Origin of the sequence: Sorangium sp. So ce834, from assembly GCF_051521425.1 — a bacterium.
In the GTDB taxonomy this organism is placed as follows: Bacteria; Myxococcota_A; Polyangia; order Polyangiales; family Polyangiaceae; genus Sorangium; species Sorangium cellulosum_D.
In genome coordinates this window covers 13,475,430-13,489,460 of sequence record NZ_CP150351.1, presented here as the reverse complement: position 1 = coordinate 13,489,460, position 14,031 = coordinate 13,475,430, and the positions used below count along the sequence as shown (strand labels likewise).

General features: G+C 73.2%; 13 protein-coding genes. 5 read left to right on the top strand and 8 right to left on the bottom strand.

Translation table 11 applies throughout. The annotated features are described in order from the left end of the window. Nucleotides 1-19: 19 nt before the first annotated feature. Nucleotides 20-949 (bottom strand): phosphatase PAP2 family protein, encoded by a 930-nt coding sequence (locus WMF20_RS49370; RefSeq protein WP_437609025.1) that lies wholly within the window; start codon nt 947-949, stop codon nt 20-22. A gap of 281 nt (nt 950-1,230) precedes the next feature. Here WMF20_RS49370 and WMF20_RS49365 point away from each other — a divergent pair, with 281 nt between their 5' ends. Continuing rightward, entirely contained in the window at nt 1,231-1,902 is a 672-nt protein-coding gene (locus WMF20_RS49365; protein WP_437609023.1) for a DUF4291 domain-containing protein, read from the top strand. A gap of 43 nt (nt 1,903-1,945) precedes the next feature. Further along, the gene (locus tag WMF20_RS49360; RefSeq protein WP_437609021.1) at nt 1,946-2,542 is read left to right on the top strand and encodes a 50S ribosomal protein L11 methyltransferase; all 597 of its coding nucleotides are present in this window, start codon (nt 1,946-1,948) and stop codon (nt 2,540-2,542) included. A gap of 109 nt (nt 2,543-2,651) precedes the next feature. On the opposite strand, the gene WMF20_RS49355 is transcribed toward WMF20_RS49360, so the two are convergent. Continuing rightward, nucleotides 2,652-3,878 (bottom strand): glycoside hydrolase family 5 protein, encoded by a 1,227-nt coding sequence (locus tag WMF20_RS49355; protein ID WP_437609019.1) that lies wholly within the window; start codon nt 3,876-3,878, stop codon nt 2,652-2,654. Nucleotides 3,879-3,942: 64 nt separating this feature from the next. On the opposite strand from WMF20_RS49355, the gene WMF20_RS49350 reads away from it, so the two are divergent. The 3 genes from WMF20_RS49350 (at nt 3,943) to WMF20_RS49340 (ending at nt 6,540) form a co-directional block, all read left to right on the top strand. Continuing rightward, nucleotides 3,943-4,125: a hypothetical protein gene (locus tag WMF20_RS49350; protein WP_437609017.1), complete on the top strand. Its 183-nt coding sequence runs from the start codon at nt 3,943-3,945 to the stop codon at nt 4,123-4,125. 601 nt (nt 4,126-4,726) lie between these two features. Continuing rightward, entirely contained in the window at nt 4,727-5,752 is a 1,026-nt protein-coding gene (locus WMF20_RS49345; RefSeq protein WP_437609015.1) for an aldo/keto reductase, read from the top strand. A 209-nt stretch (nt 5,753-5,961) separates the two neighbouring features. Continuing rightward, a complete protein-coding gene (locus WMF20_RS49340; RefSeq protein WP_437609013.1) occupies nt 5,962-6,540 on the top strand; it encodes a YybH family protein in 579 nt (192 codons plus the stop codon). A gap of 154 nt (nt 6,541-6,694) precedes the next feature. On the opposite strand, the gene WMF20_RS49335 is transcribed toward WMF20_RS49340, so the two are convergent. The 6 genes from WMF20_RS49335 to WMF20_RS49310 all read right to left on the bottom strand — a co-directional run bounded on the left by WMF20_RS49335 (nt 6,695) and on the right by WMF20_RS49310 (nt 13,638). Further along, nucleotides 6,695-7,705: a UDP-glucuronic acid decarboxylase family protein gene (locus WMF20_RS49335; protein ID WP_437609011.1), complete on the bottom strand. Its 1,011-nt coding sequence runs from the start codon at nt 7,703-7,705 to the stop codon at nt 6,695-6,697. A gap of 73 nt (nt 7,706-7,778) precedes the next feature. Further along, the gene (locus WMF20_RS49330; RefSeq protein WP_437609009.1) at nt 7,779-8,966 is read right to left on the bottom strand and encodes a CgeB family protein; all 1,188 of its coding nucleotides are present in this window, start codon (nt 8,964-8,966) and stop codon (nt 7,779-7,781) included. After that, nucleotides 8,957-10,147 (bottom strand): glycosyltransferase family 4 protein, encoded by a 1,191-nt coding sequence (locus WMF20_RS49325; RefSeq protein WP_437609007.1) that lies wholly within the window; start codon nt 10,145-10,147, stop codon nt 8,957-8,959. The genes WMF20_RS49330 and WMF20_RS49325 overlap by 10 nt, the downstream gene beginning before the upstream one ends. Continuing rightward, on the bottom strand, nt 10,134-11,426 hold the full coding sequence (locus WMF20_RS49320; protein WP_437609005.1) for a TIGR04295 family B12-binding domain-containing radical SAM protein: 1,293 nt from the start codon (nt 11,424-11,426) through the stop codon (nt 10,134-10,136). The genes WMF20_RS49325 and WMF20_RS49320 overlap by 14 nt, the downstream gene beginning before the upstream one ends. Then, a complete protein-coding gene (locus tag WMF20_RS49315; protein ID WP_437609003.1) occupies nt 11,423-12,523 on the bottom strand; it encodes an SDR family NAD(P)-dependent oxidoreductase in 1,101 nt (366 codons plus the stop codon). Before WMF20_RS49315 ends, WMF20_RS49320 begins: the two co-directional genes overlap by 4 nt. Then, nucleotides 12,520-13,638, bottom strand: a complete 1,119-nt coding sequence (locus tag WMF20_RS49310; protein WP_437609001.1) for an NAD-dependent epimerase/dehydratase family protein — start codon at nt 13,636-13,638, stop codon at nt 12,520-12,522. Before WMF20_RS49310 ends, WMF20_RS49315 begins: the two co-directional genes overlap by 4 nt. Nucleotides 13,639-14,031 lie beyond the last annotated feature (393 nt).

The following is a 14,031-nucleotide window of genomic DNA, read 5'->3' as shown; positions in this document are numbered from 1 at the left end:
AGGCGGGCGCCGCGGCCGTTCAGGCCGGGAGCGGCTGGCCGCCGGCCCTGCCGGGCCGCCGCCGCGCGACCTCGATCCCGGAGATGCAGACGGCCAGCCACATGCTGCCCGCGGCGAACCCCGCGAGCACGTCGCTCAGGTAGTGCACGCCGAGGTACATCCGGCTGAAGCCCATCGCCACGGTCCAGCTGAGCGCGAGCGCGACGAGCGCAAGGCGAGCGCGGAGCGTCTGGAGGAACAGGAGACCGAGGTACGAGAGCATGCCGAACGTGACGAATGTGCCCATCGAGTGCCCGCTCGGGAAGCTCCACCCCGCCGCGACCGCGAGCGGCTCGTCGAACAGCGGCCGCGGCCGCGCGAACAGGGCCTTGAGCGCCTGGTTGAGGAGCCCGCCCCCGGCGAGCGCGATCAGCCAGCCGACCGCGAGGACCCGCTGCCGCCGCATCAGCAGCGCCGCGGCCACGGCGATCGCCAGCATCGTGAGCGCCCAGCCGCTGCCGAGGCGGGTGAAGGCGCCGAGCGCCGTCACGCCGGCGCTGCTCGACGACGCGTGGAGGGCGCGCGCGAGCGCGAGGTCGACCTGAACGATCCACGCGTCGCCGCTCACCGCCTCCGCGATCGCGACGAACACGAGCGCGGCGAGGGTGAGCGCGAGGCCGAGGCCGAGGTGGATCACGAGGTACTCGGACGCGGAGAGATCGCGGAGCACCCGCGCGATCGCGGGGAACCGGGCCGAGAGCCGCTGCGTGATCGGGTGCTCGGCCGCCGCGCGGTAAGCCCGGGCGGCCCGCCCCCACAGCGCGCGGGCGTGGCGCTCGGAGAGGCGCGCGACCGCGACCAGCCCGAGGAGGACCCCCACCGTCCCGGCCAAGAGCAGCGCGAGCAGCAGAACGGGCCGCGCGCCGACCGCCGAGGCGAGCTGATCCGCGCGGAGATCCAGCGCTTCCATGCCCGGAGCTCTAGCACGCGGGCCGCCCGGTCCGGTGCGGCCGCGCCCCTCGCCGGCGCGCGGTGCAGCGCGCGCGGCGGGTCGCGCTCACGGGGTGAGCGACACGATGGCTTCCGGCGCCGAGACCTTCGGACGTGGAGCATGTCGATGACACCACGAGGTCCCCGTCAGCGGGGCGCACTCGGTCTTCCTCCGCCGCGGCGCGGGCGCGCTATGCTGGGGACCTCGCGCGAGCGACGTCGCTCCGCCGGGGGAGCCGGAGAGGGACGAGAGAGGGAGTGATGGCGAAGCTGATTCTCGAGCCGTACGCTGCGCAGGCCGCCCGCTGGCCCGCCGCGGGGCGCCATATCCTCGCGCAGTTCGACGCCGCGACCATCGTGGTCTACCAGGCGTACCGGCCCTCGATCGCCCGCCACGCGGCGCTGCACCAGCGCCTCGGAGGACCGGAGTTCAGCTTCGGCCGCATGAGCTGGATCAAGCCGAACTTCCTCTGGATGATGTACCGCTCGGGCTGGGGCACGAAGCCCGACCAGGAGGCGGTGCTCGCCATCCGCCTCCGGCGCGCTGGGTTCGACGCGATCCTGGCGGCCGCGGTGCCGTCGAGCTTCGTGCCCGAGCTGTACCCGGACCAGGAGGCGTGGAATCGCGACCTGAAGCGCTCGGACGTGCGGCTCCAGTGGGATCCGGATCACCATCCCTCGGGCGCGCCGGTCAACCGGAGGGCGATCCAGCTCGGGCTGCGCGGCGCGGCGCTGCGGCGGTTCGCCGAGGAGTGGACGGTGGGCGTGGAGGACATCTCGGCGCTCGTGGCGGAGCAGCGAGAGGCGCTGAGGGGCCAGGGCGCCTCGGGGCTCGTGATCCCGCGGGAAGAGGTGTACTGGCCGGCGGAGGCGGAGGGGGCGAGGCGGGTCGGGCTCGAGCGCTGGGCGGGCGGAGAGGAGCGAGGTCGATGAACGACGGGAGAGCCGCCCGCGCGGCGGCAGGCCTCAGCGGCGCATGAGCGGCCGTCCGACCATCCTCGAAGTACCGCCGCGCTTTCGCGTGGTCACCGGCCCATGGAACGCGGAGGCCGACGAGCGCACCATCGTCCTCGGCCCGAGCCACGCCTTCGGCGACGGCCGGCACGAGAGCACGCGGATGTGCCTTCAGGCGCTCGCGGCGTTCGCGCCGCGAGGCGGCTTCCGCCTCCTCGACGTCGGGAGCGGGACCGGCATCCTCTCGATCGCCGCCGCGAAGCTCGGCGGCGAGGCGATCGGGGTCGACATCGACGCCGCCGCGATCGCGATCGCGGCGGAGAGCGCCCGGCGGAGCGCGGTGGAGGCGCGCGTTCGCTTCACGACGACGTGGCCGGATGGGGGCTTCGAGCTCGTCGTGGCCAACATCCTCCGCGACGTGCTCACCGAGCTCGCCCCCCTCATCGCGGCTCGCCTGGCGCCGCTCGGCACGCTGATCCTGTCGGGCCTCGTGTCCACCGACGTCCCGGAGATCGTCGCGCGGTATGCGCCGCTCCTCGCCGGACAAAGGCCGGAGATCTTCGAGCGTGGCGCGTGGCGTACGCTCGTGTGGCGCCTGGCCGCCCGACGAGATCCCTAGTCCCCTCCCCTCTCGCCTCGGCGCCTGTTCAGCGTCTGGCTCGCCGCCGCGCTGGCGGAGCCGCCTTGGAGGCTCTACCGCTGATCCGGGGCGACCTCCCGCAGTCGTGCTAACGGTCGACGGCGTCCATGACGGCCTGCCACTCCGGCGAGAACGAGCCGTCGGTGCGCCGGATCTCCGACCCTGTGTCCCACAGCACGGGGACGATGCCGCGAGACAGCGCCGCCTCCACCACCGACTGCATCCACAGCCTCCGTGACGCCGGCTCACGGGGGTACTTCTCGCCCAGCGTGACGGCGAACTCGCCGAGGATGACCGGGATGCTCCGCTCAGCGCTGAACGCGCCGAGCTTGTCGAACAGGCCCTTGAGCTCCGCCTTTTCGGCATCCGTGCCCCACGTCGTCCTGGGAGAGCCCCAGGACTCCACCGTGTCGAGGCCGCAGAAGGTGTAGGGTGTGTAGTAGTGGATCGAGAGGAAGAGGCTCTTCGTGCCGGCCGGATCGGTCGGCACCTTGAAATCGCTCACACAGGTCCTGTCGATGTCCGTCACGAAGCCGGCGATGAGCAGGGCGCGGCTCGCGTTGTAGCCGCCCTGCTCGCGCACGGTGGTGACGAAGAGCTGGTTCATCTCGTTCAGGGCGGCGTAGTCCGGCGTCCCCCCGTCGTGAACGCCGTTGACCCAGTAGTTCCCCTCCTCGTTCATCCCCTCGAAGATCAGCTTGTGACCGACGCCGCTGAAGGCCGTGGCGATCTGGGTCCAGTAGGACGCGAACTTGGTCTTGACGTCGTCGGTGAGCTTGTACTTGTTGGCGTTGGCCTCGTTGTAGATCCAGCCCCCGTCCCAGTGGATGTTCACGATCGAGTACATGCCGGCGGCCTCGATCCAGCCCACCACGTCCTTGACTCGGGCCATCTTGGCAGCGTCGATCGTGCCGTTGACGGCGTAGGTGTCCCAGGCCACGGGAACGCGCACCGTCTTGATCCCATGGCTGGCCATGCCGTCGATGAACGCCTGCGTAATCAGCGGCTGGCCCCAGCCCGTCTCCCAAGCGGTGGTGTTCTCCAGCGTGTTGCCGATGTTGGCCCCGATGCCCATGTCGGCGACCATGGCTGCGGCATCCGCCGGCGTCGCCGATCCGCCGGTCCCGCCGGAGCCCCCCGTTCCTCCCATGCCGGCGCCGCCCGTCCCCGCGCCGCCCGTGCCTGCGCCGCCCGTGCCGGCACCGCCCGTGCCGGCACCGCCCGTGTCGGCGCCGCTCGTGTCCGTGCCTCCGCTGCCGCCTCCGGCGTTCCCGCCCGAGCTGCTCTCCGAGGAGCATCCCAGTGCGACGAGCATCAATAAGGGGGCCGTGAGGTTGAGCCAAGGCGCGGCTGCAGAGCGGCAAACGTGAAGGAAGGCCATGAACGACACGATATCCCACCTCGCCGCGAATGACAACCTCGACCTCGGCCCGATCCGACCCGGCTCGAGCACGATTTCAGAGGCCATCGTTCGGCGCTCTCAGAACTGGGTGAAGAACTCCCAGGTCACCTTAGGTATCCAGGTCGTGGTGCCATTGTCGCCGGTCCCGCCGTCGGCATGAGCGGCGATGTGCCCACCATCGAATGTGCACACCTTGACGGGATACCCGGCCCTGCACCCCATGAAATCATAGCACAGATGCGACTTGCTGCCCTGCGTCGTCGTGGGCACCGTCTCCGGTATCGTGCACCCGTTGTCCTCGGCGTGCCCCAGAGCCGCGTACTCCGCCCCTCTCCCCGCTCCCCCGTCCCATGACGGCCTTTCAGGGCAAGGCAAGAGGATATCCGCAGCGCGGAATGTGAACGTTCACATGGCCGGCGTCAATCACAAACTGGCGCGCGGCGATCGCCCGCGGGCGCGAGGTCCGCGTCTGGCGGGGACTGGCGGGGAACGGAGCGGGCGACGCGGCGTGACCGCGCCGTCGACCCTCATGCTCGCGTCACCGGCGCCAGCCACACCGACGCAATGCGGCGCAGGCGTGCCGTGCCGACGCCGCCGCAGGGGCGAGCGGCACGCTACCCGCGGTCGCTCGCCTCCTTCTCCGCGGTTCGGCGATGTACCGGCGGTCTCGAGGGCACAAAGGCCGGGCGCGTCGATGCGTGGCGTCGACGTCGTGTGACCCTGCGCTACACTCCCGCGCAATTCAAAGGAGATCGCTCGCCATGGAGTACCGATCGCTAGGAACCAGTGGGCTCAAGGTCCCCGTGCTCTGCCTCGGCGCCATGACCTTCGGGGAGGCGGACGAGAAGTCGTTCATGCACAAGGTCGGCTGTGATGAGAAGACGTCGTTTGCGATCATGAGCCGAGCGCTCGAGCGAGGCGTGGGCTTCATCGACACCGCCGACGTCTACGGGCAAGACGGGCTGTCCGAGCGCGTGGTGGGCGCGTGGATGGCGGAGACGAAGAGCCGCGATCGCGTGGTGCTCGCCACCAAGTTCCGTTTCCGCATGGGCGAAGGGCCGAACTCCTCCGGCGCTTCCCGCTACCGCATCGTGCGGACGGTGGAAGACAGCCTGCGGCGCCTCAAGACCGATCGCATCGATCTCTACCAGATCCACATGCAAGACATCGACACGCCGGAGGAGGAGACCCTCCACGCGCTCGACGATCTCGTGAGGGCGGGCAAGGTCCTCTACCTGGGCGCGAGCAACTACGCGGCGTACCGCCTCACCGACAGCCAGTGGATCTCGAAGACCGAGCACCTCCATCGGTTCGTCGCGCTGCAGATGCAATACAGCCTGCTCGTGCGCGACCTCGAGCGCGAGCATATCCCGGTGTGCAAGCAGTTCGGCATCGGCGTCCTCCCGTGGTCGCCGCTCGCCTCCGGGTTCCTGTCCGGGAAATACGTGAAGGGCCAGCCGCCGCCGGAAGGCGTGCGCCTCGAGAAATGGAAGCAGCGCTTCGCCGATTACGACAACGACCGCGGCTGGCGGACGCTCGACGCGGTGAACACGATCGCGAAGGAGAAGCAGACCACGCCCGCGGCCATCGCCCTCGCCTGGCTGCTCGCCAAGCCGACGGTCACGTCGGTCATCTTTGGCGCGCGCTCGCTCGAGCAGCTCGACGACAACCTCAAGGCCGCCGACGTGAGGCTCTCGGCCGAAGAGGTGCAGAGGCTCGATGACGCGAGCGCGTTCGAGCTCGGGTATCCCTACAACTTCATCGGGAACGTCCAGAAGCGCTGGTGAGCGCAGCGAGCGCGCCTCCCCCGTCGCCTGCAGTTCGTCGATCGGCGACCAGAACGCCGGCGGCGCGGGCAGGTCCGGATAGAGGGTGCCCGCCGGATAGTCGGCCAGCGCGAAGCCGCTCTGCAGCGCGGCGCGATGGGCGAGCGAGGCTCGCCGCGCGACGCGCGGCTGGTTGACGCCTCGCTCCGCCTGGATGTAATGGGCACCCGATGCATCGCGCCCTCGCCACCGCTGCACTGCCGCTCCTCTTGCTCGCGTGCGCCACCGCCTCGCCACCGCCCTCCGCGCCGCCCGCGCCCGCAGCGCCCGCGCCGGCGGCAGCTGCGGCGGCGCCCGACGCGCGCGCGCAGCAGGCGCTGGGGGAGCAGCTCGTCGCCGCGTTCAACGATGCCTGGAACCGCCACGACATGGATGCGTTCGCCGCCCTGCACGCCGAGGACGCGGACTTCGTGAACATCTTCGGGATGTGGTGGCACGGGCGCGCGACCATCCGGGAAAACCACGCTGGCATTCACAAGACCGTCTTCCGGCAGAGCCGCCTCGAGAGCGTGCGTGTCGAGACGCGCTTCGTGGCGCCGGACGTCGCGGTGGTCCGATGGGCATGGGTGCTGACAGGCGTCCTCACGCCCGACGGCCAGCCTGTGCCCGACATGCAGGGCATCCTGGTCCACGTGGCGCGGCTCGAGGGGGACCGGCTCCAGTTCGTGACGACGCAGAACACGCAGGCGACCGCCGACGCTTTCCGCGTGGTGCGCGGCACGGAGCCGCAGGTCAGACCGGCCCAGTAGCGCCGCCTCGTCATCCCCGAGCGCGACAGCGCGGCTCGAGCTGCGCCAAGGCGGAGCGCCGCGCGCGGTAGGCAGGGTCGACCCCGGTGCGCCGCCGCGGCCGGTCGCCACGAGGCGCGCCCCCCACCGGCGCTCGACGAGCCGAGCCGAGCCGTCAGCTCGCCATCGCCGCCTCGCCCCGCCGCGGCCCCTCCCCTGCCCCCGAGAGCGCCGACCGGAAGCTCTGGATCGTCGCGTAGAGCCCCTGCCGGAGCGCCACCCTCGGCTCGAACCCGAGCGCCCGCCGGGCCAGCTCGATCGCCGGCCGCCGCTTCCGCGGATCGTCCTCCGGCAGCGGGCGGAACACGATCCGGCTCGCGCTGCCCGTGAGCCGCACGATCTCCTGCGCCAGCTCGAGCACCGTCACCTCCACCGGATTCCCGAGGTTGACAGGCCCCATCTCCACCGGGTGCTCCATGAGCCGCACACACCCCTCCACCAGATCGTCGACATAACAGAAGCTCCGCGTCTGCGCCCCGCTCCCGTAAATCGTCAGCTCCTCCCCCCGCAGCGCCTGGACGATGAAGTTGCTCACCGCGCGCCCGTCGTCGATCGCCATCCTCGGCCCGTACGTGTTGAAGATCCGCGCGATCCGCCCCGACGCCCGGCCGTGACGGTGGAAGTCCATCACCAGCGACTCCGCGCAGCGCTTGCCCTCGTCGTAACAGGCGCGCACCCCGATCGGGTTGACCCGGCCGAGGTAGCCCTCCGGCTGCGGGTGCACCTCCGGGTCGCCGTACACCTCGCTCGTCGACGCCTGAAGCAGCCGCGCGCCGTGCCGCTCGGCGCACTCGAGCGCGTGCAGCGTGCCCATCACGTTCGTGATCGTGGTGCGCACCGGGTCGCTTTGATAGCGCGCGGGGCTCGCCGGCGACGCCAGGTTGTAGACCCGGTCGATCTCGTAGTCGAAGGGCAGCGTCACGTCGCGCTCGACCAGCCAGAAGCGGCTGCTCCTCATCAGGTGGGCCACGTTGGCCGGCGAGCCCGTCGAGAAGTCGTCGAGCGCGATGACCTCATGGCCGTCCGCGAGGAGCCGCTCGCACAGGTGCGAGCCCACGAAGCCGGCGCCCCCCGTCACCAGGATGCGCATGCTCCTCCCCACCGATCTCCCGTTCGCGTCCACCATCGGAACACCTCCGTTGTCGCAAGCCCGCCCCTCGCGGAGCGGCGAGACCACACCCGCCCGCCCGCGCCGCGCCTCACACGAGCGGGCTCCGGTGATGCGCGGGGTCGCAGCGGCGGACCCCGGACGCCGCGCCGCTCCGCTCGAGCTCGTCCTCCTCGTCGCCCGCGAGCCAGAACGACGGCCGCAGGAGGAGCTCGTCGATGAGGTCGAGGAGCGCGTCGACGCGGTGCGCGCACGTGTGGCGCGAGAGCACCGTCCGACGCCCGTGCTCGGCGACGCCGCGCGCGAAATCGGGGTCCGCGAGGAGCGCGCGGAGGTGCTCCGTCATCTCGGCGCCGGTGCGCGCGACCAGGTAGTCGCGGCCGGGCGAGAAGAGGCGCTCGGCGTCGATCCACGGCGCGCTCACGAGCGGGATCCCGCACGCGAGCGCCTCGAACGGCCGGATCGTGGGGATGCCGGGGAGCAGCGCGGCGTACGGCCGCCGCGGGACGTGCACCGTGACGCGGGCGCGCGCGAAGGCGTCGGGGACGAGGTGGTTGGGGAGCCAGCCGGCGTACTCGATGCCAGCGTCCGCGAGCGCCGCGAGCGCGTGGTCGGGGTAGCGCACCCCGTGCACGCGCGCGCGCAGCCCGAGCGCCCTCACCGGCTCGATCAGGAACTCGCGGAGCTCCGCCGTCCGCTCGCCGTCCCCGAAGTTGCCGATCCACACGAGATCGCGCTCCTTCTCGACCCCCGGCAGCGGCCGGAACACGCGCGCGTCGGCGGCCTCGTGCCACACCACGGCGCGCCGCGCGACGCCGCGGCGCAGGTAGAGCTCGCAAAGGCTCTTTCCGAAGCCGAGCACGCAGTCGTACCCCGTGAGGTCGCGCCGCACGATCGCGGCCGGATCGGTGAGCAGGCGGTGGTGCGTGTCGTGGAACAGCAGGCGGTAACGATCGGTGCGCGCGCGGTGCTCGCCGAGGCGCCGCACCAGCTCGGGGTCGTTCCGCTCGTGGACGAGCACGACGTCGACGCCCGCGAGCGCGGCGTCGATGTCGAGCGCCGAGGGCGCGTAGCGGCGCGGGCAGAGGCGCGGGTACACGGCGGCGGCGTCCCGGTCGCGGGCGGCCGCGAGGCGCTCGGCGCTCGCGGCGTCCTCCGGCTCGAAGGCGAGGACGTCGTGGCCGCGGGCGTCGAGCTCCGCCGCGATCCCGCGGAGGAAGTGCGCGTGCCCGTGGTCCCAGTCGGAGAGCAAGGAGTGGCAGAAGAGGGCTATTCGCATGGTGTCCCGCAAGGCGTGGGCGTCGAGGGGGGGCAGGCCCGCGAGGCGGCCTCCGGCCGGGCCGAAAGCGCGACGGCGTAGACCTCGAGGTAGCGGCGGGCCATGGCGCGCGGGCTGAAGCGCACCGCGCGCCGGCGGGCGAGCGCGCCGAGCGCCTCGCGGCGCGCGGCGTCCCGGATGAGCTGATCGAGGGCGCGGAGGAGCGCGCCGGGGTCGTCCGCGGGGACGTAGACGGCGGCGTCGCGCCAGAGCTCGCGCAAGCTGGGCAGGTCGCCGAGCACGAGCGCGCAGCCGGAGAGGCCGGCCTCGAGGACCGACATGCCGAACGGCGCGTACCGCGCCGGGAAGGCGTAGATCGCGGCGCGGCCCATCCACCACGCGAGCTCGCCCTCGTTCATCCACCCGAGCGAGCAGAGGCTCTCCCCGGCGCGCCGGCCGACGCCGCCCGGCGCGACGTCGCTCCCGGCCACGAGCACGGGCCACGGCAGGCGCGGCGCGACCTTCTCGAGCGCGGCGAGGTTCTTGGCCTCGTCCCAGAGCCGGCCGGCCGCGAAGACGAACCGCTCCTTCGGGGCCGGCGCGAACCGCCGGCGGTCGCGCGCGTGCGGGATGACGTGGCCGCGCCCCAGGCCGAGCGCGCCGTACTCGCCCGCGAGGGCGCTCAGCATGGCCGCGCTCGGCGCGACCACGGCCTCGGCGGCGCGGAGCCCCTCCGCGACGCGCGCCCGGTAGCCGTCGTGCCGGACCGGCGCCGGCCGGCGGTGGACGGCGCGCCACCACGACAGCACGCAGGCGTGCGCCACGACGACGCGCGGCGCCCGGAACGGCAGGGCGGCGTGGCAGTAGCCGTTCAGGTGGACGACGTCGGGCCGCGTCCGCTCCTCCAGGTCGAGCAGCCAGTCGCCCGCGGCCGCGACGTCGTCCCAGGGGTCGTCCATCCACTCGAGCCGATAGGCGCTCTCGACGAGCTCGAGCCCCGGGATCGCGGCCGCGGCCGCGCGCGCCGCGGACGACAGCGGCCCGCCCATGACCGCGAGCGCCGTGGCGACGCCGGCGCGCGCGAGCCCGGCGGCGAGCTCGAGCGCGTAGGTCCACACGCCGCCCTGCGTGTCGGCCGTCATGAGCACCCGGCCGGGCCGCGGCGCCGCCGCGCCGGGGAGGTCGCCGTCACCATGCGCCATGCTCGAGCTCCGGGAGCGGCAGCGGCGGGCCGTCCTGCAGATCGCTGAGCGCCCGGTGCTCGGCGATGTAATGGGCGTGCGCTCGCTCCCAGGCGCCGTCGTCGGGCGCGCCCCACCGACGGGCGTACGCCGGGGAGCCGGGGTACGGGAACGTCGGGACCGGCTCGTTCGCCCACACGCCGAGCCCGAGGAGGCGCTGCCGCCACGACGCCGCCTCGGCCGGGTCGTCGGCGTGCGCGTGGATCAGGCTCGCCTGGACGAACGGCACGCTCCGCCGGGCGTGGACGAGTAGCCCGGTGAGCTCCTCGACCGACGCGCCGCACCGCCTCCCGGGCGCGCCGCTCCCCTCCGCCGGGGCGCGCTCGACGCCGGCCTCGATCGAGACGCAGCCCGCGCGGCCGAGGAGGTCGAGCATCTCGCGCGACCAGGCGTCGATCCGGATCTGGACGCCGAACACGACGTCCCGCGCGCAGAGCGCCTCGAGGAGCGCCCGGTCGGGCAGGAAGAGCTCGTCGATGAAGTAGACGTGGCGGACGCCCTGGGCGAGGAGCGCGTCGAGCTCGTCGAGCACGGTCGCGAGCGGGCGCCGCCGGGGCTTGTCGCGGAGGCGCGCCGCCGCGCAGGAGGCGCAGGGGTGGGGGCAGCCGCGCGAGGTCTCCATCTCGGCGCTCGGCCCGTCGGGCACGGCGTCGAAGCGGTGGTGGTGGTGGGCGTGGCGCGCGATCGTCGCGGCGTCCCACCGCAGGGCCGGCAGCGTCCTCATGCAGGCGGCGTACGGGCCGCCCTGCACGTGATCGACGCCGTTCCTGCGGTAGGCGATCGACGGGATCTGCCAGAAGCGCGACTCGGGCGCGCCCGCGAGCAGGGCGAGGATCTCCTCGCACTCGCCGAGGACCACGACGTCCACGCCGAGCTTGCGGAGCGCCGCGCGGGGCGTGGCGGAGCCGTGGGGCCCCACCGCGACGAGCAGGCCGCCGTGGCCCCGCAGCGCGGCGGCCGCCGCCATGGGCACGCGCAGCTCGGGCGGCGGGCAGCGCCAGAGGAGGTAGCTCGGCGCCGTGGTGATCACCGTCATGTCCGGGCGGAGCGCGGCGACCTCGGCGCGCACGGCGCCGAGGTCGATCCCGCGCGCCTGCGCGTCGATGAGGGCGGCCTCGTGGCCGGCGCGCTCGAGCAGCGCCTTCGCGTACCCGAGCTCGAGCGGCAGGTGCGGCTCGCGGCAGCCGGCGTAGACGCTGCCCTCGAAGCGCCAGGGCGGGTTGACCAGCGCGACCTTCACGAGGCGACCCCCAGCCGCCGGTCCGCGTGGCCCAGCCGGACGGACGCGGGCACGTCCCCGTAGACGGCCCCGAGGCGCTCCTCGACCCCGAGGCGCCATCGATAGAGCGCGCGCAGCCCGTCGCGGAGCGCGACGCGCGGCGCCCAGCCGGTGAGCGCCTGGAAGGCGCGGCAGTCGGAGACGTAGTAGCGCTGATCGCCCGGCCGCCACGCGGCGAGCGAGACGACCGGGCGGCGGCCGTCGAGCTCGGCGATGAGATCGAGCAGCTCGACCGGGCTCACCGCCCGCTCCGGGCCGCCCCCGATGTTGAAGGCGCAGCCCGAGGCGGGCTCGAGCTCGCGCCGCGCGAGCAGGAGGGCGTCGACGAGGTCCTCGATGAACAGCGCGTCGCGGACCTGCAGCCCGTCGCCGTAGAGGGTGATCGGGTCGCGGCGGATGGCGCGCGCGACGAGGTGGGCGATCCACCCCTGGTCCTCGTTGCCGAACTGCCGGGGGCCGTAGATGCAGCTCATCCGGAGCACCGCGGCGCGGAGGCCGAAGGTGCGGGCATAGTCGAGGACGTACTGGTCGGCGGCGCCCTTGGAGCAGCCGTGGGGGCTCCGGAGATCGAGCGGCTGCGCCTCGGAGATGCCGTGCTCGCGCGCGCGCTCGCAGAGGGGCTGGTACCGGTCCTCGCGCCGCTCGAGCGGGAGGTCGGCCAGCGCGCCGTAGACCTTGTGGGTCGAGGCGAAGAGGAGCGGCGGCGGGCGATCGAGCCGCCGGAGCGCCTCGAGCACGTTGAGCGTGCCGCGCGCGTTCACCTCGAAGTCGAGCGCCGGGTCCGAGATGCTGCGCGTGACGGCGACCTGCGCGGCGAGGTGGAAGACGAACGAGGCGCGCCGCACGGCGTCGCTCACGGCCTGCTCGTCGCGGATGTCGCACAGGAGGAGCTCCACGCCGTCGCCGTGGCGCTCCCGGAGGAGATCGACGTTCCGCTCGACGAAGGCGCGCGAGAGGTTGTCGAGGACGAGGACCGGCTCCCCCTCGCGGAGGAGCCGATCGGCGAGGCTCGATCCGATGAAGCCGGCCCCTCCGGTGATGAGGACGGGCGGCTTCACAGCGAGAGCCCCCTCGCCTCGAGCTCGGCGCGCGCCTGGGCGGCGCCGTCGCGCGCGACCTGCCCTTCGATCCAGCCGGCGAGCTCGAGGAGCCCGCGCTCGAACGGGACGGACGGCGCGAACCCGAGGACGCGCCGCGCCTCGCGGGTGTCGGCGAAGCAGTGCCGGACGTCGCCCACGCGGCACCGGCCGGTGATCTCGGGCTCGATCTCGCGCTTGCCGAGCGCCCTGCAGAGCGCCTCGGCGACGTCGCGGATCGAGCGCGGGCGGCCGCTGCCGATGTTGAGCGCCTTGCCGGCGGCGGCGTCCTCGGCGAGCGCCTTCGCGCAGGCCTCGGCGACGTCGCGCGCGCTCACGAAGTCGCGCTGCTGGAGCCCGTCCTCGAAGACGAGCGGAGGGCGGTTGTTGAGCAGGCGCGAGGCGAAGATCGCGATCACGCCCGTGTAGGGGTTGGAGAGCGCCTGGCGCGGGCCGTACACGTTGGCGAGGCGGAGCGCGACGACGGGGATGCCGTAGGCGCGACCGGCGATGAAGCAGAGCCGCTCTTGATCGTACTTGGAGAGGGCGTAGACGGACTCGAGGGCAGGTATCTTGTCCTCGGGCGTCGGCACGGGGACGAGGGGCTCGCCGTCCGCGGCGCAGATCTCGAAGGCGCCGCGCTTCAGCTGCTCGACGGGCCGGCTCCGCGGGGCGACGAGCTCGCCGCTGGCCCGGCGGTAGAGGCCTTCTCCATAGACGCTCAGGCTGGAGGCGACGACGAGCCTCCGCACCGGCTGCTCGGCGAGGGCCTCGGTGAGCACGGCGGTGCCGACGGTGTTGACGGACGTGTACCGCTCGACGCGGTACATGCTCTGTCCGACGCCCACGGCGGCGGCGAGGTGGACGACCGCGTCGACGCCGCGGAGGGCGCGCCTCATGGCGTCGCGGTCGCGGACGTCGCCGACCATGAGCTCGACGGCCGGGTCGAGGTGGGCCGGGCGTCGCCGGTCGGGGCCGTGGACCTGGGGTACGAGGCAGTCGAGGGCGCGGACGCGGTGGCCTGCGCGGAGCAGCTCGTCGGCGAGGTGGGAGCCGATGAATCCGGCGCCACCCGTGATCAGGACATGGTCAGGCATATCATGCTCCGTTCCGGTCTGGACGAGCAGCGGGCGGCGCGAGAGAGCACCTCGCGAGCGGGCGGCGCAGGACGGCGCGGCGGACAGAGCGCCCGCGCGCCGCGATCTCCCCCCGGCTCCGCGCCTCGCTGCGCTGGAGTCTCCGAGGGGACACCGATTAACATGCGGTCCTGAGGCTCGCAATCCGATCGGGGGCGCTTTGTCATGCGGCCGATGTCGCGCCTCGCGCGCTCCCTGGACAGGGTACGGAGCCGCCGGACGACGGCGCAGACTCGATGTGTCGCAAGCAGCGTTCGACAGGAAGAGCGATGTTCGCGCGAGCTCCGCGCGGGCGATGAGAGCGGCCGGGGACGACGCCGGGAAGGAGCGGGCGCCCTCGGCGCGGGGCGGAAT